We start from the raw sequence: 23,213 nt of genomic DNA on the forward strand, positions 1-23,213 counted from the left end.
TCGAAGGCCGGAGCGACAAGGGCTCAGACCAAGGGCCGCTGCTCGACGAAACCGAGCGCGGGCGGTGCCGGCCGGAGCGGTTGTTCAGCGGCCGAACCGCCAGCGCAACCTCCAACGCCGCCGACGGTGCTCGGTCGCCTCGTAGGTCGCGGCCGCCACGAACCCGTAGGCCAGGTGCGGCACCACATCGCTGAGCCAGTCCGACACCCCCCACGTGCGCGGATCGGTGATACCCAGCACGGTCATCGGTGCGCTCGAACCGATCATCGCGGCAATACCGGCTACCGTGCCGCCCGCGAGCCGCGGGGGGCGCCAGCCGAGTTCGCGCAGCACGCCGTACCCGACTCCGACCGTGGTACCGGTGACCATGCCCAACATCGCGCCAAGCCCGGACTTGCGGCTCTCCTGCTTGTCCTCGTCTCCCGGGATCGAGGTGCCCGTCTTCTCGCTGAGCTTCTCGACGGTGCGCTCCGGCGTGCTGCTGGCCGGACGGCCACGCAGCACCATGTCCAGGTATGTCGCGGCCTGCAACGCCGTTGTACCGGCGGCGCCAGCGGCGGCGCCTCGCATGATCGCACTCAACATGTCGTTCGGGTACCCACGGCGAGTAGCTCGGAACCGGAGTGTGTAGATCCGGTCGTGCTGGGTAACCGGCCGCCGTGGTGCGGCAGACCGCAACGACCGTCCATTCCCGATCCCGGCTGCTCGGTATCGCCGTATTCGCCGTGTTGTCCGTACTCGCGCTGCTTGTCGCCAAGTGGTGGCCGTACGCGGGCAAGACGGTGTCGCTGGCGGACGGCGGCACGTGGCAGGGCGGTTCGTTGCTGGACACCAGCACCCCCGAACCCGGACTCGCGGCGGGTTGGGAGTTCCTGCTCTCCTACGGCGAAGCGGTGTGGCTCGCGCTGGTGGCCGCCGTGCTGATCGGCGCGGCGATCGAAGCGCTCCTTCCCCGCGACTGGCTCGCGCGTTCCCTTGGCAGGTGGGGACCGATCGGCGGCGGCTTGCTGGCACTGCCGAGCATGATGTGCACCTGTTGCGCCGCACCGATCGTGAAGTCGATGCGTCGCGGGGGCGCGCGAACCGGCCCCGCCGTCGCCTACTGGCTGGGAAACCCCGTGCTCAACCCTGCGGTACTGGTGTTCCTCCTGCTCATGTTCCCGTGGCAGTGGGCCGCGACCAGGCTCGTCGCCGGGCTGGCACTCGTGCTGGGTGTATCCGCGCTCGCAGCCAGGTTCGCACGTGAACAAGCCGTTTCCGGTGTTCCTCGGCCGATGCCCGTTCCCGCCGACCTGACGGGCTCGGCACGCCGGTTCGCCCTGGCGCTGGCCCGCTTCGCGCTGCTGCTCGTGCCCGCGTATGCCCTGCTGGTGTTCGCGGTGGGCGCGCTGCGCGGCTGGCTGCTTCCGCTGGGTCCGGAGCTTGCCGGCGCCTCCGCCGTGGCCGCGGTGGTCGCCGCGGTGCTCGGCCTGCTCGTGGTGATCCCGACAGCGGGCGAGATCCCGGTGGTGCTCGCGCTGGCCGCCGCGGGGTTCTCCCCGTTCGTGCTCGGGATCTTGCTGATCACCCTGCCCGCGGTGAGCCTGCCCTCGATGTTGCTGCTGGCCCGCACGCTGACCTGGCGCACAACGGCGATCGTCGCGGCAGGCGTCACGGCCGCCGGGGTGCTCGCGGGTGCGCTGCTCACCGGGCTGAGCGCAACCGGTGCGCTATGACGGGCGGTGCGCCGCGAAAGAATCCGAACACTGTTACGCCTTGACGTCCTATAGTGTGCTCGTGGCTGCGGAGCAGCGAAGCGCGATGGAGCGTGTGGTGGAGCGCAGCATTGCGCTCGACGGGCTACTGCGCGAGCGGGAAGCCCTGCTCGCGGTGATGGATCGTGTCGTGGCACTGCACGGGACCGCCCGGCTCATCCGTGACGCGATCGGTGCCGACTCCGGCTTCGTCGCGGATCTCGCCAGCCCCGACCAGGCGGTGATCCGCTGGCTTTCCGGCACCCGGACCCACGAACTGCAGAACCTCATCGTGCCCATCGGGCAAGGCATCGGTGGCCGTGTGCTCGCGCTCGGTAAGCCGGTTCGGGTCAGCGACTACGTCAGCTCGCCGACCATCACCCACCAGTTCGACGCCCAGGTACGCGGCGAGGGACTCGGCGCGATGCTGGCTGTGCCGATCGTGAGCAAGTTCGACGACAGCGAGCGGACGGTTGCCGTCGCCTACGCCGCCATGCGCAAGGCCGCCGACTTCGGTGACGACGCCGTACGCACCATCGAGAGCATCGCCGACCATGCCGCGACGGCGCTGCACATCGCCACGGTCGCGGAGTCCAACAGGGCCGATGCGATCACCACGGAGCGGCAGCGCATGCGCAGCGCGTTGCACGACTCGGTCGGTGCGCTGCTGTTCTCCATCGGTGTGCAGGTCCGCGACCTGCACGAAAGCATCCGCGACAACCCGGCACTCGATCACAGGCTGCGCAGGCTGGAGTCGGACGTTTCGGCGGCGTCCAGCGCGTTGCGCGAGTCGCTGCTGGCCCTTTCGGAGAGCACGCCGGAACGGGCGCTGCCGGTCGAACTGGCCGAGCACGTCCGTTCGTTCGAGGCGCGCACCGGTGTGCCCGCGCGGTTGGTGCAGCTGGCGCCGGTGTCGCCGATGGACGCCGAGCGCACGGCGCTGTTGATCTCCGTGGTGAGGGAGGGCCTGCTCAACGTCGAGAAGCATGCACGGGCGTTTTCCGTGGTCGTCAGTCTGGGGCCGTGTGACGGCGGGGTGCAGCTCGTGGTGGCCGACGACGGCACGAGTGAACCCGCCGCGCCCGGTCCCAGTACCGGGATGGGGGTGCGCACGCTCGCCGAGCGTGCCGCCCGCCTCGGCGGGAGGGTGAGTCTGGTGCGCGACGAGGACGACGGCTGCACGTTGCGTGCCTGGCTGCCGAATGTCGAGCCTCGGTGACTTGTCGAGGTCTGTTGGTGACACGGTGTCGTCCGGTGTCGCCGGGTAGGTCGCGGAAGGGTGGAAAGGGCCGGTTGTGAGTGAGGAAAGCCCATCATGCGCGAGGGGCTCGCTCGCGGATTCTCGTGCAGCATGACCGCGACCGTGCTGGTCGTGGACGACCATCCGGTCGTCCGTGACGGGGTGGCGCTGCTGCTGCGGTCCGACCCCTCGTTGACCGTGATCGGTTCCGCCGAGTCGGGACAGGCCGGTATCAATCGCGCGAGTGAGCTGCGGCCGGACGTCGTCCTACTCGATCTGCGGCTGCCGGACATGCTGGCTCCGGAGGTGATCGCGGGCCTGCGCAGGGCACATCCGGGTGCGAAGGTCGTGGTGTTCACCGCGCACGGCGACCACCAGGGCGTGGTCGCCGCTATCGAGGCGGGCGCGGCAGGCGGGCTGCTCAAGGACGTCGCGGGCACCGACCTCGCGGCCGCGTTGCGGCGGGTGCTGCGCGGCGAGCGGGTTGTCGACCCTCGCATCTTTCCCGATAAGGGACAGCGCTCCGACGCGCTCGCGCGTAGCGGGCTCACCAGGCGCGAGTACGAGGTGCTGCGGCTGGCCGCGCAGGGCAAGACGAATCCCGAGATCGCGGAGGCGACCGGGCTGACGCGTAACACCGTGAAGACCTACCTGCAGTCCGCGTTGCACAAGCTGGGCGCGCGTAACAGGGTCGAGGCCATCGGCAAGGCGAGCGAGGCCGGGCTGTTGTGACGAATTAGTGACCGATTGGGCGGTTTTTCTTCGCTGCCTCTCCAAGTGGGGGTATGCGGGCCTCCTCCTCCCGCTCAGGATTAGCCGCCACTGGCAGTGACGCCAGTCACGAATTCGGAGGAGGCCTTGTGCGCACTGTGGCGCGAATTTGGGCAGCGAGATGTTGACGGTCCGTGACCTCCGGGTGCGTTATGGGCGTTCGGTGGCCGCCCTCCACGGCATCGACCTCCAGGTGCCCGACGACGGCGTGGTCGCGGTGCTCGGCAGCAACGGAGCGGGCAAGTCGACCCTGCTGCGCGCCATCTCCGGAACCCTTCGGATGCACAGGGGCACCGTGTCCGGTGGGCAGATCCACTACGGCGACCGCAGGATCGACCGGCTCGATCCTGCGGCGATCGTGCGACTCGGCGTTGTCGGTGTCCCTGAGGGCAGGCAGGTCTTCGCCAGGATGACCGTCGAGGAGAACCTGCGTGCGGGTGGGATCGGAGCCGGTTCAGCGACCGACCGTGCCGAGGCGAGGAAGCGAGTGCTTGACCTGTTCCCGGTGCTCGCAGAACGCGCGGGGCAGCGGGCGGGCCTGCTCTCCGGTGGTGAGCAGCAGATGCTCGCTATCGGCAGGGCGCTGATGACCGGCCCCAGCCTGCTGCTACTGGACGAGCCGTCACTCGGCCTGGCGCCCAAGGTCGTCGAGCGGATCGGCGAGACCATCAAGGAGATCCACGCGCAGGGCACCGCCGTCGTGCTGGTCGAGCAGAACGCGGTGATGGCGCTGGCTGTGGCCGACTCCGCCGTCGTGCTCGAGGTGGGCAAGGTCGCGCTTTCCGGCTCGGCCGCGGAGCTTTCGGCCAGCGAGGACGTGCAGCGGCTCTACCTCGGCGGGCATGCCGAGTCCGAAGCGGAGGCCGAGCGGGAGGCGGAGCAGGCTCGTGCCCTGCGTGCCCGGCGACGCGGATTGTCGAGGTGGGCCGGATGAACCCGCGCGAACTGAACGTGGAACGGTTGACGCTTCGCTTCGGTGGGCTGTGCGCGCTGGACGAGGTTTCCTTCACGGTGCGACCCGGCTCGCTGCACGCGCTGATCGGGCCCAACGGCGCTGGAAAGTCCAGTTGCTTCAACGTGATCAGCGGGTTGTACCGCGCCAGCGACGGCACGGTGAAGTTCGGCGAACACGAACTGACTCGTGAGCGCCCCTCGCACATGGCACGGCTGGGTATCGGCAGGGCGTTCCAGAACACCGCGCTTTCGCCGCACTCCACCGTGCTGGACAACGTGATGCTCGGCAGGTACGCGCTGACCAGGGGCGGCTTCCTCTCCTGCGGGCTGCGTCCACCGTGGATTCGCAAGCAGGAGCACAGGCACGCGGCAAGGGCCGCGGAAATCTGTGACTTCCTCGGCATCGGTGACGTGCTGCATACCCCGGTCGGGGTGCTGCCCTACGGCGGGGTGAAGCGGGTGGACATCGCGAGGGCGCTCGCGGTTGAACCCTCACTACTGCTGCTCGACGAACCCGCAGCGGGGATGAACGCGACCGAGACCGCGGAGCTGGCCAGCACGATCCGGCAGATCCGCGACGAACTCGGCATCTCGATCCTGCTGGTGGAACACGACATGGGACTTGTGATGGGCATCGCGGATCAGGTGACGGTGCTGGACTTCGGCCGAGTCATCGCGGACGGGGAGCCCGCCGCGGTGCGTGCGGACCCCGAAGTCATCAGGGCCTACCTGGGCACCGAAAGCACCCACAGCGCCACGAGCACGGAGGCCGGATAAGTGGAAACGTTCGTTCAACTCTTCGTCAACGGCCTCGGAAAGGGCGCCGTCTTCGCCTTGCTCGCACTGGGTTTCGTGGTGATCTTCAAGGCCACCGAGGTCGTCAATTTCGCACACGGCTCGCTCGTGCTCTTCGGTGGCTACCTGGTGGTCGTCACCCGCGAGACGCTCGGCTGGGCGGGAGCGGCGATACTCGGGATCGTCAGCGCGGGTCTGCTCGCGCTGGCCATCGAGCGGCTGCTGCTTTCCCGCTCGAAACTGGCGGACCCGTTCAGCCTCGCGCTGCTGACCATCGGTGTGGACGTGATCGTCACCGAGGAGCTCGTCCGCAGGCTCGGCGTGTCGCTGCCGTTCGTCGGCGACGCCTGGGACGCGCAGCCGATCCAACTCGGTGGGATCACGCTGTTTCGCACGCACCTGGTCGCTCTGCTCGTGGCGACCGTGCTCATCACCGCCTTCTTCCTCGCCTTCCGGTATTCCAACTGGGGTATCGCCATGCGAGCGCAGGCGGAGAACAAGGAGGCCGCCGCGCTGGTAGGCATCCGTAGCTCCGGGGTCACCGCGACGGCATGGTTGGTGGCTGGCCTGCTCGCCGGGGTCGCCGTGCTGTTCATCGCCACCCAGGACTTCTCGGGCGCAGGGTTGTCGCGGGGGACGCACTCGATCGCGCTCGCCGCGTTCCCTGCCGCCATCATCGGCGGGCTCGACTCCACGGCGGGCGCCATCGTCGGCGGGATAACGGTTGGCCTTGTCGACGCGCTGTCCACGCACTACATCTCGTTCGCCTTCGCCAAGAGCGCGGTATTCCTCGTGATGCTCGTCGTGCTGGTCGCGCGCCCCTCCGGGCTGTTCGGGACGAGGGAGAGTACCCGTGTCTGAGGCCTCTGTGACCGATCGCTCCACAGTGGAGGAGCCTGCCCGTGCCCCGGTGCCTGCTTCGCGCCGCGACATCGGGTGGTGGGCACGCAAGGCGATGTGGTTGGCGCTGCTGATCGTGTTGCTCGCCTTGCCGCTGTACCTGGAGGCACAGTGGCTGAAAGCAGGGCAGTACGTGATGGTCGGCGCGGTCGGCGCGATCGGGCTGACGCTGTTGACCGGACAGGCGGGTCAGCTTTCGCTCGGGCACGCGTTCTTCCTGCTGGTCGGCGCCACTTCGTACACCGTGCTTTCCGCTCCGACGGACGAGGAACGGGTGATCGGCTTCGGTATCGACCCCGCGCTCTCGCTCGTCGGGGCCGTCCTGATCACCGCGGTGCTCGGGTTGGCCTTCGCCCCCGTCGCGGCACGGCTGCGCGGCATCTACCTCGGTGTGGCCTCGCTGTCGCTGGTGTTCCTCGGCCTCTATTTCGGACAGGCCGCGGAGGAACTGACCGGCGGGACCTCGACCGGCCGCTCGCCCGCGACTTTCGAGTTGTTCGGCTTCCCGTTCTCCAACGAGGGTGACCTGGAGATCCTCAACGTCCCGATCCGGCAGACGGAGCGGGTCTGGTACCTGTTCCTCGCGCTGCTGGTGATCGCGTTCCTGCTGGCACGAGGCGCGGTCAAGGGCAGGATCGGCAGGTCATGGCGGGCGGTGCGTGACAACGAGGCATCGGCGGCGGTGATGGGTGTTGGCGTCGGTCGCACCAAGGCAGGCGTGTTCGCGGTTTCCTCGGCATACGCGGGGCTCGCCGGGGTGATGACCGTGCTGTGGTTCGACATCCTCAAACCGGACGAGAGCGAGTTCGGCACCTACGGGATCAACGTCTCCATCGCGTACCTCGCGATGATCATCATCGGCGGGCTCGGCTCGGTTCCGGGTGCGCTCGTCGGCGCCTTCATCGTGAACGGCCTGCCGCAGGCACTCGCTCTCTACTCAACCCAGGCGGGCTGGTCAACGGGCACAGGGGAGGGCGCGTTCACGCCCATCTTGATCAGTTCGTTCGTCTACGGCGCGGCGATCATTCTCGTCGTGCTCTTCGAGCCCGGGGGACTGGCGGCCATCGGTCGCAGGATCGCGGGTCGCCTCAGCGGCACGCAGCGTGGAAAGGAAACGACACAATGAAACGACGGATGGTGGCACTTGCCTGTGCCTCCGCGCTCGTGCTCGCCGCCTGCGGCACCAAGGGCGGCGGCTCCGAGGAGGGCGCGGAGGGCGCTGGCGGGGTGAAGGCCGGGGTCGGTGTCACCGACACCGAGATAACCCTCGGTGTGATGACCGACCAGACCGGTCCCTTCAAGAACCTCTCGACCGGCATCACGCACGGCAACGAGCTGTGGGTCAAGGACTTCAACGCGGCGGGCGGTGTCTGCGGCCGCAAGGTGAAGCTGGAGATCGTCGACCACGGCTACAAGGCCGACACCGCCAAGACCCTTTACCCCCAGATCGAACCGAAGGTGCTCGGCTTCGTGCAGGTCGTCGGGTCGCCGATCATGGCCGCGCTCGGTGGTGACCTTGAGGCCGACCAGGTGACCACAACGCCCGCGTCGTGGTCTTCGGAACTGCTCGGCAACCCCTACGTGATGATCGTCGGAACCACCTATGACGTCGAGATGATCGACGGGCTCTCCTACCTGCAGGAGGAGGGCATGATCAAGGACGGCGACACGATCGGGCACATCTATATCGACGGTGAGTACGGAGCGAACGGCCTGCGCGGCTCGAAGGCCTACGCCAAGGAACACAACCTGAAGCTGCGCGAGGTCAAGATCACCTCCAGTGACAACGACCTCACCAACATCATCACCGGGTTCAAGGGCCAGGGTGTCAAGGCGATAGCGCTGACCACGACGCCGACACAGACCGGTTCGGCCGCGGCGGCAGCCAAGGCACTCGGACTGAACGTGCCGATCCTGGGCAACAACCCGACGTTCGACCCGCTGCTGCACGACAGCCCCGCCGCGGGAGCGCTCGACAACCTGTACGTGGTGGCCAGCAGTGTTCCGGTCGCCGCGGACATTCCCAAGGCGAAGGAGGTCGCGAGCAAGTACAAGGAAGCCGGTTTCACCGAGCCACCCAACGCGGGCGTGCCTTACGGCTACGCGGTCGCGGAGGTGTGGGGCGCCGTGCTCGAGAAGGCCTGCGAGAACAAGGACATGACCAGGGAGGGCATCCACAAGGCGCTGCAGGAGACCACCTCGGCGCAGACAGGTGACCTCGTGGCGCCGCTGGACTTCTCCAAGCCGGGTGCTCCCGCCACCCGCCAGGTGTACGTGGCCAAGCCGGACGCCTCCGTCGAGGGCGGCATGGACTACGTGAAGCCACTGTTCGAGGCCGAGGAGGCCAAGGCGTACAAGGCGCCGCACGAGCAGTAGCGACACAGCCACACTCGTCTCGAACCAGGGTCACCGCGACCGTTTCCCCCGGCGGCCGCGGTGACCCTTCCCATTGCCTGCCCTGGAATTCTTTCACTCACTGCAAGTCGACTTCCGCCCGGCGGAAGGTATGGTGACTCGTATTGAAGCTGGTCAGGACGACGTGTGAAGATTCGGCAATGAGTCAGCGTTCGACCCCACCTTTTCGCGCGGACCACGTAGGCAGCCTGTTGCGGCCGCCCGAGCTGCACCAGGCTCGGGAGCGGGCGGCGAAGGGCGAGATTACCCAGGAGGAGTTGCGAGCCGTCGAGGACGACGCCATCCGGCGCGTCGTCGACCTGCAGCGCAAGGTCGGACTGCGGTCCGCCACCGACGGCGAGTTCCGGCGAGCCTCGTGGCACATGGACTTCATCTACCAGCTCAACGGCGTCTCCAAGAGCGACGAGAAGCTGCACGTCAAGTTCCACAACGCCGCGGGGGACCTGGAATTCAGCCCGCCCGGGTTGCAGGTCGACGGCAAGGTCGGGCTGGAAAAGCCGATTTTCGGTGACCACTTCGAGTTTCTGAAGTCCGTTGTGGACCCCGGTGTCACGCCGAAGCTCACCATCCCTTCGCCCAGCATGGTGTACTACCGGGGTGGCCGGTCGGCCGTCGACGAGAACGTCTACCCCAACCTGGAAGACTTCTTCTCCGACCTCAGCGCCGCCTACGGCAAGCAGATCAAGTCGATGGGCGAGCTCGGCTGCACCTACCTGCAGCTCGACGACACCAGCCTGGCCTACCTCAACGACCCGAACCAGCGTGAACTGGTTTCGAGGATGGGCTTCGACCCGCAGACCCTGCACCTGCGCAACATCGAGGTGATGAACGCCGCGATCGCGCACAAGCCCGCGAACATGGCGATTACCACTCACCTGTGCCGTGGCAACTTCCGCTCCTCCTGGGCCGCGGAGGGCAGCTACGACTTCGTGGCGGAGGCACTGTTCAACGAGCTCAATGTGGACGGTTACTTCCTCGAGTTCGACGACGAGCGATCCGGCGGCTTCGAACCGCTTCGGTTCGTGCCGAAGGGCAAGTACGTTGTGCTCGGGCTCGTGACCACCAAGCGCGGCGAGTTGGAGTCGATGGAGTCGCTCGAACGCCGTATCGAGCAGGCCGCCAAGTATGTCGACCTCGACCAGCTCTGCCTTTCGCCGCAGTGTGGGTTCTCCTCCACCGAGGAGGGCAACGATCTCACCGAGGAGCAGGAGATCCGCAAGCTGGAACGCATCGTGGAGACCGCTGCCAAGGTGTGGGGCTGACCCGCGCCACCAACCCAGCCAAGGAGCCGGTCGTCCGTTGGGCTCGCCCCCGGGCGGCCGGCTCGCTCATGTTCGGTCCGCGAACTCCTCCACCTGTTCCCTTCGGCCCGCGACGATGAGGATGTCGTCGCGCTGCACGACCGTCTCGGGCGTCGCGTAGGTGAAGCCCTGACCAGGGCGCTTGATGCTCACGACTGTCACCCCGAACTTGGTACGCAGCCGGGTCTCGCCGAGCGGCAGGCCTACCGCTTCGCCAGGAGCCGTTGTCTTGACGATCGCGTAGTCGTCCTCGAATTCGATGTAGTCGAGCATCCTGCCGGTGACAAGGTGGGCCACGCGCTCTCCCATGTCGTGTTCGGGAAGCACCACCTTGTGAGCCCCAACGCGCTCCAGTATGCGCCCGTGCTGCCGGTTCACCGCCTTGGCCCAGATGCGTTCGATGCCTGCCTCCGACAGCAGTGAGGTGGTGAGAATGCTCGCCTCGATGTCGCTGCCGATGCCGACCACGGCGCGGCGGAACTCCGGCACGCCGAGCTGGTGCAGTGCCTCGACATCGGTGGTGTCGGCGACTACCGCATGGGTGAGGTCGTCGGCGTAGCGCTGCACGCGCCGGGGGTTGTGATCGATGCCGAGCACGTCGCAGCCGGCACGGGCCAGCTGGACGGCCAAAGAGCCGCCGAAACGTCCAAGTCCGATCACGACAACCCGGTGTGTGTGTTTCCTACTAGCCAACGATCGGCCTCTCTTCAGGTAGCTCGTAGCGCCGGGTGCGCTCGCGCAGCGCCAGCGCGGAGGCCAGCGTTATTGGTCCTAGCCTGCCAAGGAACATCATTCCGGTGACGACCAACTCGGCCGAGGGAGGAAGCTGTCCGGTGATGCCCGTCGAAAGGCCCACCGTTCCGAATGCGGAGACCGTTTCGAACAGCACCCGGTCAAGGCTGAACGGGGTGAGTGCGAGCAACAGCAGTGTCCCGCTGACCACCGCACCCACGCTCAGCAATGCGACGGTAAGCGCCTGTCGCTGCACCGTCGATTCAAGCCTACGTCCCATCACATGGACGCTCGGCCTGCCTCGGATCTCGGCGAGTATGACGAAGGCCAGCAGTGCGAAGGTCGTCACCTTGATGCCGCCTGCCGTGCCCGCGCTGCCTCCACCGATGAACATGAGCACGTTGTTGATCAGCAGCGTGCCCGGCTCGAACTGGCTCACATCGAGGCTGTTGAAACCGGCGGTGCGCGGCATGACGCCGTGGAAGAAGCCGGCCAGCAGCTTGCCGCCCACGCCGAACTGCCCGAGCGTCGCGGGGTTGTTCCATTCCGCGGCCGTGATGAGGACACTGCCGACGGCAAGCAGTGCAGAGGTTGCCAGCAAGGTGATCTTGACGTGCAGCGACCACCGTCGCGCGCCGCGCAGCCGGTGGCGCCACAGCTCGATCCAGACGGGAAAGCCGAGACCGCCCGCCAATACCGCGAAGGCGATCGGCAGGCAGATCGCGGCATCGGTTGCGTAGCGCATGAGGCTGTCGGAGTACAGCGAGAACCCGGCGTTGTTGAACGCCGAGATGGAGTGAAAGGCACCCTGGTAGAGCGCTTCTCCCCAGTGCTGACCCAGTCCCAGCCACAGCCGTAGGAACAGCACCAGGAAGATGACGACCTCGAAAACGAGGCTGATCAGCACAACGCCTGCGACCACGCGACGTACATCGCCGAGCCGGAGGGTCTTCGTCTCGGCTTGGACCGTAAGTTGCAGCCTCAGCCCGAACCGCCTCACCACCAGAATGCCAAGCAGGGTCGCAAGGGTCATGATTCCGAGGCCACCCACCTGGATCATTCCCAGGATCGCCAGCTCCCCGAACGTCGACCAGTAGGAAGAGGTGTCGACGACGACGAGACCGGTGACGCAGACCGCTGACGTCGCGGTGAAAAGCGCCGTCACGAAACCGCTTGACTCGCCCGACTCGGTCGCGACCGGCAGCATCAGCAGGACGGTTCCCGCGGCGATCACCAGTGCGAAGGCGGTGACCACGATCTGAGCCGGTTGGCGCCATGTCGGCAACAAGCCACGCAAGACGGTGAGGCCCGACGCCAGCGTCAAATCCGTACTCCGTTCGCGGTCAAGGGCCTGGCATGCGTCAAACTAGTCAAAGTGGAGAGGTAGCGCATACCTGTTCCGGGAAAGTCGGGTGAGTTAGGTGCGGCACACTGCGCAGGAGTCACCGAGCGTGGTCGGTCGTGTGCTCGGCCTGCTCGGCGCGTTCAGCCCGCAGCGCCCGGTGCTCACCCTGTCGGAGCTGAGCAGACGTGCGGAGCTTCCGCTGTCCACCGTCCACCGGCTGGTCCGCGAACTCACCGAGCGGGGCGCACTGGAACGGGATGCCGCTGGCGGTTACCGGATCGGGTTGTGGCTGTGGGAGGTGGCGTCGCTCGCGCCGCACGGCGCCGAACTGCGGGAGAGTGCCCTACCGTTTCTCGAGGACCTGTACGAGGCCACCCACCAGAACGTGCAACTGGCGGTGCTCGACGGCGTCGAGGTGGTCTACGTCGAGCGCATCTCCGGCAGGCACGCCATCAGGATTCAGTCCAGGGTCGGTGGCAGGCTTCCGGTGCACGCGACGGGTGTCGGCCTGGTGCTGCTGGCCCACGCGCCGCCGGAGGTGCAGGAGCGCGTGCTCTCGGGGCCGTTGAAGCGGTACTCGCCTCGCACCATCGTTTCCCCCGCTCAGCTTCGCCATGTGCTCGCTGACGTGCGGCGGGAGGGGTTCGCCGTCAGCGAGGGTCAGATCGAGCTGGACGCGATCTCGGTGGCCGCCCCCGTCTACGGCGAGAACGACATGGTGGTGGCCGCGATCTCGATCGTGGTGCCGGTGGAAGGTACCGACCCGCGCACGCTGGTTCCCGCCGTGCGTGCCGCCGCACGGGGCATCTCCCGGGTGCTCGGAGCCCCACGTGCGCTCCGTGTTGCCGAGGGAATGCATCGCGAGACCGACTAGCCTTCCACTGAGTGGGAGTCGCGGTGGCCGGGGATGGGGCCGCGGACGCACCCTGTTCGCACTGATTGACGTGTGAGACGGAGGAACCGGTGACGGACACCCAGGTTGGCATCATCGGGGCGGGCCCGGCGGGCCTGCTGCTGTCGTACCTGCTGCACCTGCAAGGCATCGACGCGGTGGTACTCGAGGCCCGCAGCCGCGAATACGTCGAGAAGCGGGTGCGCGCGGGCGTGTGCGAGCAGCCGACTGTCGACCTGCTGCGCAACATCGGCGTCGGCGCGCGGATGGACGCCGAGGGCATGCCGCATCACGGGCTGTCGTTCCGGTTCGAAGGTGAGGACCACCGCATCCCGCTGACCGAGCTGACCGGCAAGTGCATCACCGTCTACGGCCAGCAGGAGATCGTGAAGGATCTCATCACCGCGCACGTGGACAAGGGGCTGCGGATCGAGTTCGAGGTGTCCGATGTGGTACTGCACGACCTCGAAACCGAACGGCCGCGCGTGACCTACACCGACGCCGACGGCAACGCTTGCGAACTGATCTGCGCTGCCGTCGCCGGTTGCGACGGCTTCCACGGGGTCAGCAGGCCCTCCATTCCGGAGGGGCAGCTGAAGGTCTACGACCACGAATACCCGTTCGCCTGGCTCGGAGTGCTCGCCAAGACCCCGCCCTCACACGAGGAACTGATCTACGCAAGGCACGAGCGCGGCTTCGCGCTGCACAGCATGCGCTCGCCCGAGCTCACCCGGCTCTATCTGCAGGTCCCGCCAGGGGAGTCGCTCGACAACTGGCCGGACGAGCGCATCTGGTCGGAGTTGCAGCAGCGGCTGGAGACCAAGGACGGCTTCACCGTGCGGGAGGGGCCCATCCTGGAGAAGAACATCACGCCGATGCGCAGCTTCGTGGTGGAGCCCATGCAGTACGGCAGGCTCTTCCTCGCGGGCGACGCGGCCCACATCGTGCCACCCACCGGCGCCAAGGGGATGAACCTCGCGATCGCGGACGTGCGCAACCTCGCCTGGGCCCTGAAGGCGCTGCTGCAGGTCGGCGACCCTGAGCCAGCGGCGGCCTACTCCGACCGCTGCCTCGACCGGGTGTGGCGAGCCGAGCACTTCTCCTGGTACATGACGCAGATGCTGCACGCCGATCCGGGCGCCGATGCCTTCCAGCAGCGACTGCAGCTCTCCCAGTTGCGCTACACCGTGAGGTCCAAGGCCGCGGCGGGCAGTCTCGCCGAGAACTACGTGGGCCTGCCCTTCAGGTGAGCAGCTACGGTTGGTCAACGCGGCGCTCGGGCCGCGAGGGCTCGGCCCACTCGGTGTGGAACGTGCCTTCCTTGTCCACCCGCCGGTAGGTGTGCGCACCGAAGTAGTCACGCTGCGCCTGCACCAGCGCGGCAGGCAGCCGGGGCGCTCGCACGCCGTCGTAGTAGGCCAGTGCCGTGGAAAGGCCTGGGGTGGGGATGCCGAGCCGCACGGCCGTGGAGACCACCGATCGCCACGCATCCTGCGCTTCTTCCAGCGCCTTGCGGAACTCACCGCTGGTCAGCAGGGTGGGTTGGGCGGGGTCGGCGGCGAAGGCGGCTCGGATGTCGTCGAGGAACTTCGCACGGATGATGCAGCCGCCTCGCCAGATCGCGGCCACGGAACCGAGGTCGATGTTCCAGCCGTACTCCTCGCTCGCGGCCCGGATCTGGCCGAAACCCTGGGCGTAGGCCACCACCTTGGAGGCGTAGAGCGCCTGCTCGACGTCGTCGGCGAAGCGCTGCGCCGACGAGCCCGACAGTGGTGTGCGCGGCGGCCCGGCGAGATCGCGAGCCGCGGCCCGCAGGACGGCGTGTCCGGAAAGCGACCGCGCGAAGGTGGCCTCGGCGATGCCGCTGATCGGGATGCCGAGGTCCAGCCCGGTCTGCACCGTCCAGCGGCCCGTGCCCTTCTGTTCGGCCTGATCGGCAACCACGTCGACGAACGGTCTGCCGGTCTCGGCATCGGTGTGTGCGAGCACCTCCGCCGTGATCTCGATCAGGTAGGAGTCGAGCCGGCCGGTGTTCCAGGTGCGAAACACCTCGGCGATCTGGGCGGGCTCGTAGCCGAGCGCACCACGCAGCAAGTCGAACGACTCGGCGATGAGCTGCATGTCGGAGTACTCGATGCCGTTGTGCACCATCTTGACGAAGTGGCCGGACCCGTCAGGGCCGATGTGAGCACAGCAGGCAGTGCCGTCCACTTTCGCGGCGATGTCCTCCAGCAGCGGACCGAGTGTCCGGTATGACTCCGCCGAACCGCCGGGCATGATGCTCGGACCGTGCAGTGCGCCCTCCTCGCCACCGGACACGCCGGTGCCGACGAAGTGCAGGCCGCGTTCCCGAAGTGCCGCCTCCCGCCGCCTGGTGTCGGCGAAATGCGCGTTGCCCGCGTCGACCAGCACGTCGCCGGGTTCCAGTAACTCGGCGAACTCGTCGATCACCGCGTCGGTGGCTGCTCCGGCCTTCACCATCACCACGATCTGGCGCGGCCTGCTCAGCGCCGCTACGAACGCCTCCGCCGAGTAAGCGGGGACGAACTCGCCTTCGGAACCGAACCGATCGACGAGGTCGCGGGTGCGTTGCGGGGTGCGGTTGTGCACCGCGACGCGGTAGCCGTGCCGGGCCAAGTTCCGCGCCAGATTGCGGCCCATCACCGCGAGGCCGGTGACTCCGATGCTCGCCTTCTCGCTCATGCCCCGCACCTTACGCTCTGTGCTGATCACCGGCCGCCGAAAGCGTGAAGGCCAACCGGTGAGGCGATTTCTACTCGACGCCCGAAAACGGTAACGTCAACTTCCGCCATGACCACCACCGTCACCTCCCGCCGCAAGCAGCTCGGCAATGAGCTGCGCCATGCGCGTACCTCCTCTGGTCTTACCCAGCAGCAGGTCGCCGACATCCTCGGGTGTACCCAGGGTAAGGTCAACAAGATCGAGTCCGGCTCGGTAGGCGTCAAACTCGGCGACGTGCGGGCGATGCTCGACGCGTTCGGCATCGTGGGCGACGAGGCCGACACTCTGCTCGGGCTGGCCAGAGCGGCGGCGGGGCAGCGAGGGCACTGGTCGGGTTATCGCTCGGTGGTTCCGCACTGGTTCCGCACGTTCACCGATCTGGAGCCCGCAGCGTCGGAGATCATGACATGGCACGGTGAGCGGATTCCCGGCCCATTACAGTCCGAACACTTCATGCTCAAGCAGTTCACCGAGTTCGGCGCCACCGACGTCACCTCGTTGGTGCGCAACCGGCTCGACCGCAAGGCGGTTTTCGACCAGCAGCAGCCGCCCTACTACCGGTTCATCATCAGTGAGGCGGCGTTGCGCAGGGCGCCGGGAGGACATGCGCCCGCGGTGATGCTTGATCAACTCGAGCACATGCTGGAACTGGAGCGGCGGCAGCGGGTTTACGTGCACGTGTTGCCGTTCGACGCGAAGCTCGCCGCCGTTCCGAACGACTTCACCATCATGCGGTTTCCGGACCGTACCCGGGATTTCGTCTACATCGAGCACTCGGCGGGCGGGCTCTACCTCGACGACGTCAAGGACTTCCAGATCTTCGTCGATGCGTGGGACCGGCTGCGTGGTGCGGCGTTGGAACGCCAGGAGACGAGGCAGTTCTTCAAGCAACTGGCTGAGGAGTACCGCGACGTGCTCAATTCCGAGCCCGCGGGCTAGGCGAGGCTGTGCTGGTAGAGGTAGCGCAGCGCGAAGGAGTCGTCGACCGGAGACGGTGAGGTTGACTGCCTGGGTTTCGTCCGCCTGCGCAGACTGAGTCGGGTTCGGCGACCACGGTTGGCTGGTTCGATCTCCGCTGTGCGACCGGACGGCTCGGTCAGCGCCCGCTCCACGTCGAGTCGTACGGCCATCGTCACTCCAACCCCCGGCGCTGTTGCCGATCTCTCACGGATCGACCCCCGCTACCATTCAAGATCACCATACCGATAGTAATAATCTTAGTCTGAGAATAATCACGCTGTCGAGCCGACGAGTCGCATGTCCCACGGATGGCGGCATTCCTTTGTCGGATCGGCGCTCGGGCGCGGGAAATGTGTGACTACTGACACACTGGTTCGCGCGTCCCGAAACCGGGGCACGGAGGTATTGCCATGGCCGATTATCCCCCGCGAGGGGATTATGATCCGGCAGCCGCCGCGGACATGTTCGACGCGACGGCCTGGCAGAAGTCGTTCGCCAGCGAACCCAACGGCGGCAACTGCGTCGAGGTGAATCTGAGCCGGGGCAGAGTGGGTGTGCGGGACACGAAGCTGCCGGACAGTCCCGTGCTGGTCTTCGACGCGGCCGAGTGGCAGGCGTTCCTCGTCGCGGTCAAGGCCGGGCAGTTCGACCTGCCCGGCTAGCCGCCGTCCCGCCGTCGGCCCGGCCGGATCACCGCGCCGACCGGATGTGGCCTAGACTGTAGTCGGACCCCCGCGGCGTCCACCCTGTGAACCTCCCCAGGGCCGGAAGGCAGCAAGGATAAGCAGGCTCTGGCGGGTGCGGGGGTCCCCTTTTGTGTTCGGCTTGTGTTCGGCGGGGAGCAGGGCGGAACCGTCGGAGGTTGGCGGTACTCTCGCGGCGTGGCACTAGCGCTGTACCGCAAGTACCGGCCAGCGACCTTCGCCGAGGTCGTCGGACAGGAGCACGTCACGGAACCGCTGCGCACCGCGCTCGCCGCCAACCGCATCAACCACGCCTACCTGTTCTCCGGCCCGCGTGGTTGCGGCAAGACCTCAAGCGCTCGCATCATGGCCCGCTCGCTGAACTGCGTGGAGGGGCCGACACCGGACCCGTGCGGCAAGTGCGAGCCGTGCAGGGCGCTGGCTCCGGAGGGACCGGGCAGCGTGGACGTCACCGAACTCGACGCCGCCAGCCACGGTGGGGTCGACGACGCGCGGGACCTGCGTGACCGGGCGTTCTACGCGCCCGCCGAGTCACGCTACCGGGTGTTCATCATCGACGAGGCGCACATGGTCACCCCGCAGGGGTTCAATGCGTTGCTCAAGATCGTCGAAGAGCCACCGGAACACCTGATCTTCATCTTCGCGACGACGGAACCGGACAAGGTGCTGCCCACCATCCGGTCGCGCACCCATCACTATCCGTTCCGGCTGATTCCGCCGAGCGCGATGCGGGAGTTGCTGGAACGCAACGTCGCCGCCGAGGGCGTCGCCGTGGAGCCCGCGGTGTTCCCGCTGGTCATCAGGGCAGGCGGCGGCTCGGCCCGTGACACGCAGTCCGTGCTCGACCAACTGCTGGCGGGCGCTGGTCCCGAGGGGGTGACCTACGAGCGTGCGGTGGCGCTGCTCGGTGTCACCGATGTCGCGCTGATCGACGCGATGGTGGATGCCCTTGCCGCCGACGACGCCAAGAACGTCTTCGCCACCATCGACCGGCTGGCCGAGGCTGGGCACGACCCGCGCCGGTTCGCCAGCGACCTGCTCGACCGGATACGGGATCTGATTCTGCTGCGCTCGGTGCCGGACGCGGCGACGTCGGGGATGGTCTCGGCCCCCGACGAGCAGATCGAGCGGATGGTCGGGCAGGCGGAGCGGCTGAAGCCGGGCACACTGACGCGCTACGCGGAGATCCTCCACAACGGCCTGCTGGAGATGCGTGGCGCCACGGCACCCCGGCTGCTGCTCGAATTGCTGAGTGCACGGATGCTGCTGCCCGAGGTCTCCGACGACGAGGGGTCGATGCTGCAACGGCTGGAACGGCTGGAACGGCGGGTCACGGTAGCGGCCGTGCCCACCGAGGATCCGGACCGGGGCCAGGACAGTCGGGGCCAGGACCACCTGCCGCAACCGCCACGGCAACCGCCGCAGGCAAGCAGGCCAGCACAACCACAGCCACAACCACAGCGGTCGTTCGAGCGGCCGTCCCAGCGCGCCGCCGCCAAGCCGGGTCATGAACCCGCCGCCACGGAGGCAACGGGAGAGCAGGCCGCACCGGAGGCCGCCCACACGCAACCGCGACCGGACGCGGCTGCCGAATCCACCCGTAGCGGGGTGGACGCCGCTGGGCTCCGGCAGTGCTGGCCACAGGTGCTGGCGGCGGTGCGCAAGCTCAGCCGCAGTACCGAGGCCCTGCTGACCGGCGCCGCTGTGCACGACGTGGAGGGCTCCACCGTGGTGCTCACGCACACGGCCGAGCCGTTGGTGCGGCGGCTTTCGGAGCAGCGCAACGTGGAGTGCATCGCCACGGCGCTCGGCCAGGTGCTCTCCGGCGAGTGGACGGTGCGTTGCCTGCACGCTGGGGCGGCGAAGTCGCGGCCGAAACCGGACGCCGCCGCGCAGCAGCCCGCCGTGACGCGGCAGCAGAGGGAACGCTCGCGGCCAGGCCCCGAACAGCCGCGGTCACAGTCGCCGTCGCAGTCAGCCCGCCGACCGGAGCCGCAGCCGGCAGAGGAGCGGCTGCGCGGCAGGCCCACCCAGCCCACCTCGGAACCCGACATTCCACTACCCCCGGAGCCGGAGGACGAAGAGGAGCCGTACCCGCCCGCCGCCACGGCGGAGCGTGGCGCGGAACAGCCCTACGGCGACACCGAGGCGGACAGTGCGGACCCGGACGCCCGCGCGCACCGGTTGATCTCCGACCATCTCGGGGCGCGGCCGCTGGACTGAACGCGACGCCACCGCACGGTGTACGTGGTGCGGGGCGGCGCTGCGACTAGGCTGGACAGCACTGCAACCAAGCGATCGGATCGGAAAGCCTCATCATGGTGCAACCCGGCGGCGGAATGCCCGACATGCAGCAGATCCTGCAGCAGGCGCAGAAGATGCAGGAGCAGCTCGTCACGGCGCAACAGGAGCTGGCGGAGGCAGAGGTGACCGGCACGTCCGGTGGCGGGCTCGTGACCGCGACCGTCACCGGCGGCCTGGAACTGAAGAACCTCACCATCGACCCCAAGATCGTCGATCCTGATGACACGGAGACGCTGGCCGATCTGGTGGTCGCCGCCGTGCGCGACGCGACGCACAACGCGCAGAAACTCACCGAGGAGAAGCTGGGACCGCTCGCGGGTGGTCTCGGCGGGGGCATGCCCGACCTGGGCGGCCTCGGGCTTCCCGGACAGTAGCTTGTACGAAGGCGTCGTTCAGGACCTGATCGATGAGCTGGGGCGGCTGCCCGGCATCGGTCCCAAGAGCGCGCAGCGCATCGCCTTTCATCTGCTCGCGACCGATCCCGCCGACCTCGCGCGGCTGCAGGACGTGCTCGGCAGGGTGCGGGAGGGTGTGCGGTTCTGCGACACCTGCGGCAACGTCTCCGAGAACGAGCGCTGCCGAATCTGTTCCGACCTCAGGCGGGACTCCTCTCTGCTGTGTGTCGTCGAGGAGCCGAAGGACGTACTCGCGGTCGAGCGCACCCGCGAGTACCGGGGCCGCTACCACGTGCTTGGTGGAGCACTCGATCCGTTGTCGGGTGTCGGCCCGGACCAACTACGCATCAGGGAACTGCTGGCCAGGATCGGCGCCGAAGAGGTCTCCGAGGTCATCATCGCGACCGATCCGAACACCGAGGGTGAGGCGACGGCGACCTACCTGGTCCGCATGCTGCGTGACTTTCCCGGGTTGACCGTCACACGGCTGGCTTCCGGCCTACCGATGGGCGGTGACCTGGAGTTCGCCGACGAGTTGACGCTCGGCCGCGCGCTCTCCGGCCGCCGTGCGCTCTGAGCGAGCCGACGCGGACCTCCTCGCGGAGTCCGTGCTCGCGGCACCGCCGAGGCTGGGTTCGGTGCGGGTGCTCGCCATCGACGGTCCCTCGGGGGCAGGCAAGTCGACGCTCGCTCGCGACGTGGTGTGCGTGCTGCGCACCTCCGGTGTCACGGTCGCGATGGTGAGCACCGACGACTTCGCGACGTGGGATGTGCCGGTCGCCTGGTGGCCCAGACTCGTCGACGGGGTGCTCGAACCATTCGCGGCGGGTCGTGCCTGCGGCTATCGCAGGATGGACTGGACCGGCGGCGTGCCGCGGCTCGGTGAGTGGGTGCGGGTGCCGGTGCCCGACGTGCTCGTGCTGGAGGGCGTCTCGGCGGGGAGGGCGTCGGTGCGGCGCCGACTTTCCGCGCTGTGCTGGGTCGGCGGCCCACGACCGGCGGAAAGGCTCGAGCGGGCGGTCGCGCGGGACGGTGAGTCAGCCAGATCACGACTGCGGGATTGGCAGCGGTTCGAGCACGGTTGGTTCGCCGTCGACCGAACAGCCCACAACGCGGATCGCGCGATTGGCCTAGTCCAGTCCGAACGGGCGCGGTGACGAACCCCTCATTGGTTACACAGTGTCGCTGTGCGTTGGTGAATTCACGCCATGGTCCGGTCCTGTGTAGCCGGATCGTAACTTTGGGGTCTTAAGTAAGCGAGCGATAACAGCTAGGGTCTCCCACCAACCGTGCACACGATCGTGTGTACGGCTCGGACTGATGTAATTCCTCGAGGAGTGCCAACATGCTCCAACTGCGGGTGGCCCGCCCGCGCCGCATCGCCCTGATCGGGCTTGCAGGCGCGCTCGCGATCTCGATGTCGGCGTGTGCCGAGTCCCAGCGCGAAAGCGGTGGTGACTCCGACGGCGGCACGCTGGTGTTCGGAGCCACGGGGGCTCCGTCGAACTTCGATCCCTTCTACGCCTCCGACGGTGAGACGTTCCGCGTCACCAGGCAGATGTTCGAGAACCTCGTCGGGCTCAAGCCGGGCACCGCTGAGTTGGAGCCGGAGCTCGCCAAGGAGTGGAAGTCCAGTGAGGACGGCAAGACCTGGACCTTCACCCTCCAGGAAGGCGTGAAGTTCCACGACGGCACACCGTTCAATGCCGATGCCGTCTGCAAGAACTTCGAGCGGATGTACAACCAGACCGGCGCCGGTGCCACCGCGGCCCTGTCCTACTACTGGATCGAGAACTTCGGCGGGTTCTCCGACGGCAAGCAGCCATCGCTGTACAAGTCGTGCACCGCCGAGAACGACTCGACCGTGGTGCTCGAGCTGACCCGCTTCCATGCTGGCTTCCCCACCCTGCTCAGTCAGGACTCCTTCGGCATGCAGAGCCCTGCGGCGATGGACGAGTACAAGGCCAACGACGTCAAGGCGCAGGGCGACAGCTTCGTCTTCTCCGAGTACGCCCGGCAGCACCCCACGGGTACCGGCCCGTTCAAGTTCTCCAGCTACGACGAGGGCAACGGCACCGTCGAGCTGGTGCGAAACGACGAGTACTGGGGCGAGCAGGCCAAGCTGAGCAAGCTGATCTTCCGGGTGATTCCCGACGAGACCGCGCGCAAGCAGGCACTGGAGGCAGGAGACATCGACGGCTACGACTTCCCGTCGCCGTCGGACTGGGACGCCCTCGAGCAGGCGGGCTTCAACCTGCAGATCCGCGACCCGTTCAACATCCTCTACCTCGGCATCACGCAGAAGAACAACCCCGCGTTGCGCGACCTGCGGGTGCGGCAGGCGCTGGCATACGCGATCGACAGGGAGAACCTCGTCAAGTCCGTGATGCCGGAGAAGGCCGAGGTCGCCAAGGAGATGTACCCGCCGACGGTTGACGGCTACGCCGATGACGTCATGGAGTACCCGCACGACCCCGAGAAGGCCAAGCAGTTGCTCAAGCAGGCCGGTCACGAGAACCTGACCGTCGAGTTGTGGTGGCCGACGCAGGTCACGCGCCCGTACATGCCGAACCCGCAGGCGATCTTCGGCGCCATCAAGGAGGACCTGGAAGAGGCGGGTATCACCGTCAAGCCCATCAGCAAGCCGTGGGCGGGCGGCTACATCGACCAGGTCGAGGTGGCCAAGGCGCAACTGTTCCTGCTCGGCTGGACCGGCGACTACAACTCGCCCGACAACTTCATCGGCACCTTCTTCGGCACGACGGAGAACCAGTTCTGGACCAGCGGATCCCCGTGGGGCAAGGAACTGGCGGCGGCGCTGGAAGAAGCGGCTTCCACGGTGGATCCGGCGCAGCGTGAGGCGAAGTACCAAGAGATCAACCGCAAGCTGATGTCGGAGTACCTGCCCGCCATCCCGCTCTCGCACTCGCCTCCCGCCATCGTCGTCTCCCCCGACGTGCAGGGGCTCGTGCCGAGCCCGCTGACGAAGGAGGAGTTCGCACCGGTTACCGTGTCGGCCTCCGAGTAAAG

General features: G+C 67.5%; 23 protein-coding genes and 1 other RNA gene. 19 read left to right on the forward strand and 5 right to left on the reverse strand.

All coding sequences use genetic code 11. The features are described 5' to 3' along the window. Positions 1–84: 84 nt before the first annotated feature. Positions 85–585, reverse strand: coding sequence for a hypothetical protein (locus tag FHU38_RS01525; protein WP_167165781.1), 501 nt, complete (start codon positions 583–585; stop codon positions 85–87). 74 nt (positions 586–659) lie between these two features. On the opposite strand from FHU38_RS01525, the gene FHU38_RS01530 reads away from it, so the two are divergent. From FHU38_RS01530 to FHU38_RS01570, 9 genes are all read left to right on the forward strand, one after another. Beyond that, complete coding sequence (locus FHU38_RS01530) at positions 660–1,715, forward strand: permease (protein ID WP_208415517.1); 1,056 nt, start codon at positions 660–662, stop codon at positions 1,713–1,715. A gap of 85 nt (positions 1,716–1,800) precedes the next feature. Continuing rightward, a complete protein-coding gene (locus FHU38_RS01535) occupies positions 1,801–2,952 on the forward strand; it encodes a GAF domain-containing sensor histidine kinase (protein ID WP_167175321.1) in 1,152 nt (383 codons plus the stop codon). A 132-nt stretch (positions 2,953–3,084) separates the two neighbouring features. After that, positions 3,085–3,705 (forward strand): response regulator, encoded by a 621-nt coding sequence (locus FHU38_RS01540; protein WP_167165783.1) that lies wholly within the window; start codon positions 3,085–3,087, stop codon positions 3,703–3,705. A 160-nt stretch (positions 3,706–3,865) separates the two neighbouring features. Beyond that, positions 3,866–4,678 carry an ABC transporter ATP-binding protein gene (locus FHU38_RS01545; protein ID WP_167165785.1) on the forward strand — a complete coding sequence of 271 codons (813 nt, stop codon included), beginning with the start codon at positions 3,866–3,868 and terminating at the stop codon, positions 4,676–4,678. Further along, on the forward strand, positions 4,675–5,475 hold the full coding sequence (locus tag FHU38_RS01550; RefSeq protein ID WP_167165787.1) for an ABC transporter ATP-binding protein: 801 nt from the start codon (positions 4,675–4,677) through the stop codon (positions 5,473–5,475). The genes FHU38_RS01545 and FHU38_RS01550 overlap by 4 nt, the downstream gene beginning before the upstream one ends. Further along, the gene (locus FHU38_RS01555) at positions 5,476–6,354 is read left to right on the forward strand and encodes a branched-chain amino acid ABC transporter permease (protein ID WP_167165789.1); all 879 of its coding nucleotides are present in this window, start codon (positions 5,476–5,478) and stop codon (positions 6,352–6,354) included. It begins immediately after the preceding gene. Next, positions 6,347–7,519 carry a branched-chain amino acid ABC transporter permease gene (locus FHU38_RS01560; RefSeq protein ID WP_167165791.1) on the forward strand — a complete coding sequence of 391 codons (1,173 nt, stop codon included), beginning with the start codon at positions 6,347–6,349 and terminating at the stop codon, positions 7,517–7,519. The genes FHU38_RS01555 and FHU38_RS01560 overlap by 8 nt, the downstream gene beginning before the upstream one ends. Beyond that, positions 7,516–8,769 carry an ABC transporter substrate-binding protein gene (locus tag FHU38_RS01565; protein WP_167165793.1) on the forward strand — a complete coding sequence of 418 codons (1,254 nt, stop codon included), beginning with the start codon at positions 7,516–7,518 and terminating at the stop codon, positions 8,767–8,769. The genes FHU38_RS01560 and FHU38_RS01565 overlap by 4 nt, the downstream gene beginning before the upstream one ends. A gap of 179 nt (positions 8,770–8,948) precedes the next feature. Then, the gene (locus FHU38_RS01570) at positions 8,949–10,070 is read left to right on the forward strand and encodes a 5-methyltetrahydropteroyltriglutamate--homocysteine S-methyltransferase (protein ID WP_167165795.1); all 1,122 of its coding nucleotides are present in this window, start codon (positions 8,949–8,951) and stop codon (positions 10,068–10,070) included. 66 nt (positions 10,071–10,136) lie between these two features. On the opposite strand, the gene FHU38_RS01575 is transcribed toward FHU38_RS01570, so the two are convergent. Beyond that, entirely contained in the window at positions 10,137–10,769 is a 633-nt protein-coding gene (locus FHU38_RS01575) for a potassium channel family protein (protein WP_313886636.1), read from the reverse strand. Between the two features lie 25 nt (positions 10,770–10,794). Then, a complete protein-coding gene (locus FHU38_RS01580) occupies positions 10,795–12,159 on the reverse strand; it encodes a TrkH family potassium uptake protein (protein ID WP_167175324.1) in 1,365 nt (454 codons plus the stop codon). A gap of 103 nt (positions 12,160–12,262) precedes the next feature. Here FHU38_RS01580 and FHU38_RS01585 point away from each other — a divergent pair, with 103 nt between their 5' ends. Both FHU38_RS01585 and FHU38_RS01590 read left to right on the forward strand, forming a co-directional pair. Continuing rightward, positions 12,263–13,060, forward strand: coding sequence for an IclR family transcriptional regulator (locus FHU38_RS01585; RefSeq protein WP_167165799.1), 798 nt, complete (start codon positions 12,263–12,265; stop codon positions 13,058–13,060). An 89-nt stretch (positions 13,061–13,149) separates the two neighbouring features. Continuing rightward, on the forward strand, positions 13,150–14,328 hold the full coding sequence (locus tag FHU38_RS01590; RefSeq protein ID WP_167165801.1) for a 4-hydroxybenzoate 3-monooxygenase: 1,179 nt from the start codon (positions 13,150–13,152) through the stop codon (positions 14,326–14,328). A gap of 4 nt (positions 14,329–14,332) precedes the next feature. On the opposite strand, the gene gndA is transcribed toward FHU38_RS01590, so the two are convergent. Further along, on the reverse strand, positions 14,333–15,781 hold the full coding sequence (gene gndA / locus FHU38_RS01595; protein ID WP_167165803.1) for an NADP-dependent phosphogluconate dehydrogenase: 1,449 nt from the start codon (positions 15,779–15,781) through the stop codon (positions 14,333–14,335). 108 nt (positions 15,782–15,889) lie between these two features. On the opposite strand from gndA, the gene FHU38_RS01600 reads away from it, so the two are divergent. Then, complete coding sequence (locus FHU38_RS01600) at positions 15,890–16,759, forward strand: helix-turn-helix domain-containing protein (protein WP_167165805.1); 870 nt, start codon at positions 15,890–15,892, stop codon at positions 16,757–16,759. Here FHU38_RS01600 and FHU38_RS01605 read toward each other — a convergent pair. Then, complete coding sequence (locus FHU38_RS01605) at positions 16,756–16,950, reverse strand: hypothetical protein (protein WP_167165808.1); 195 nt, start codon at positions 16,948–16,950, stop codon at positions 16,756–16,758. The genes FHU38_RS01600 and FHU38_RS01605 overlap by 4 nt on opposite strands. Before the next feature lie 240 nt (positions 16,951–17,190). Here FHU38_RS01605 and FHU38_RS01610 point away from each other — a divergent pair, with 240 nt between their 5' ends. The 7 genes from FHU38_RS01610 (at position 17,191) to FHU38_RS01640 (ending at position 23,211) form a co-directional block, all read left to right on the forward strand. Then, positions 17,191–17,442, forward strand: a complete 252-nt coding sequence (locus FHU38_RS01610; RefSeq protein WP_167165810.1) for a DUF397 domain-containing protein — start codon at positions 17,191–17,193, stop codon at positions 17,440–17,442. Positions 17,443–17,503: 61 nt separating this feature from the next. Continuing rightward, positions 17,504–17,596: signal recognition particle sRNA small type (ffs, locus tag FHU38_RS01615), an RNA gene on the forward strand. 65 nt (positions 17,597–17,661) lie between these two features. Then, on the forward strand, positions 17,662–19,707 hold the full coding sequence (locus FHU38_RS01620) for a DNA polymerase III subunit gamma and tau (protein WP_167165812.1): 2,046 nt from the start codon (positions 17,662–17,664) through the stop codon (positions 19,705–19,707). Positions 19,708–19,802: 95 nt separating this feature from the next. Further along, complete coding sequence (locus tag FHU38_RS01625; RefSeq protein WP_009156631.1) at positions 19,803–20,162, forward strand: YbaB/EbfC family nucleoid-associated protein; 360 nt, start codon at positions 19,803–19,805, stop codon at positions 20,160–20,162. Between the two features lies 1 nt (position 20,163). After that, positions 20,164–20,760: a recombination mediator RecR gene (gene recR, locus FHU38_RS01630; RefSeq protein ID WP_167165814.1), complete on the forward strand. Its 597-nt coding sequence runs from the start codon at positions 20,164–20,166 to the stop codon at positions 20,758–20,760. Beyond that, a complete protein-coding gene (locus FHU38_RS01635; RefSeq protein ID WP_167165816.1) occupies positions 20,750–21,340 on the forward strand; it encodes a uridine kinase family protein in 591 nt (196 codons plus the stop codon). The genes recR and FHU38_RS01635 overlap by 11 nt, the downstream gene beginning before the upstream one ends. A 188-nt stretch (positions 21,341–21,528) precedes the next feature. Continuing rightward, a complete protein-coding gene (locus tag FHU38_RS01640; RefSeq protein ID WP_167165817.1) occupies positions 21,529–23,211 on the forward strand; it encodes an ABC transporter substrate-binding protein in 1,683 nt (560 codons plus the stop codon). The last annotated feature ends 2 nt before the right edge of the window (positions 23,212–23,213 follow it).

Source organism: Saccharomonospora amisosensis (genome assembly GCF_011761185.1).
Classification (GTDB): domain Bacteria; phylum Actinomycetota; class Actinomycetes; order Mycobacteriales; family Pseudonocardiaceae; genus Saccharomonospora_A; species Saccharomonospora_A amisosensis.

Excerpts from the sequence above, each read along its gene's own strand:
- FHU38_RS01540 (WP_167165783.1), top strand. The coding sequence starts at position 3,085 with ATGACCGCGACCGTGCTGGTCGTGGACGACCATCCGGTCGTCCGTGAC.
- FHU38_RS01625 (WP_009156631.1), top strand. The coding sequence starts at position 19,803 with ATGGTGCAACCCGGCGGCGGAATGCCCGACATGCAGCAGATCCTGCAG.
- FHU38_RS01605 (WP_167165808.1), bottom strand. The coding sequence starts at position 16,950 with ATGGCCGTACGACTCGACGTGGAGCGGGCGCTGACCGAGCCGTCCGGT.
- FHU38_RS01570 (WP_167165795.1), top strand. The coding sequence starts at position 8,949 with ATGAGTCAGCGTTCGACCCCACCTTTTCGCGCGGACCACGTAGGCAGC.
- FHU38_RS01640 (WP_167165817.1), top strand. The coding sequence starts at position 21,529 with ATGCTCCAACTGCGGGTGGCCCGCCCGCGCCGCATCGCCCTGATCGGG.
- FHU38_RS01600 (WP_167165805.1), top strand. The coding sequence starts at position 15,890 with ATGACCACCACCGTCACCTCCCGCCGCAAGCAGCTCGGCAATGAGCTG.
- FHU38_RS01565 (WP_167165793.1), top strand. The coding sequence starts at position 7,516 with ATGAAACGACGGATGGTGGCACTTGCCTGTGCCTCCGCGCTCGTGCTC.
- FHU38_RS01550 (WP_167165787.1), top strand. The coding sequence starts at position 4,675 with ATGAACCCGCGCGAACTGAACGTGGAACGGTTGACGCTTCGCTTCGGT.
- FHU38_RS01610 (WP_167165810.1), top strand. The coding sequence starts at position 17,191 with ATGGCCGATTATCCCCCGCGAGGGGATTATGATCCGGCAGCCGCCGCG.
- gndA (WP_167165803.1), bottom strand. The coding sequence starts at position 15,781 with ATGAGCGAGAAGGCGAGCATCGGAGTCACCGGCCTCGCGGTGATGGGC.
- FHU38_RS01525 (WP_167165781.1), bottom strand. The coding sequence starts at position 585 with ATGTTGAGTGCGATCATGCGAGGCGCCGCCGCTGGCGCCGCCGGTACA.
- FHU38_RS01545 (WP_167165785.1), top strand. The coding sequence starts at position 3,866 with ATGTTGACGGTCCGTGACCTCCGGGTGCGTTATGGGCGTTCGGTGGCC.
- FHU38_RS01535 (WP_167175321.1), top strand. The coding sequence starts at position 1,801 with ATGGAGCGTGTGGTGGAGCGCAGCATTGCGCTCGACGGGCTACTGCGC.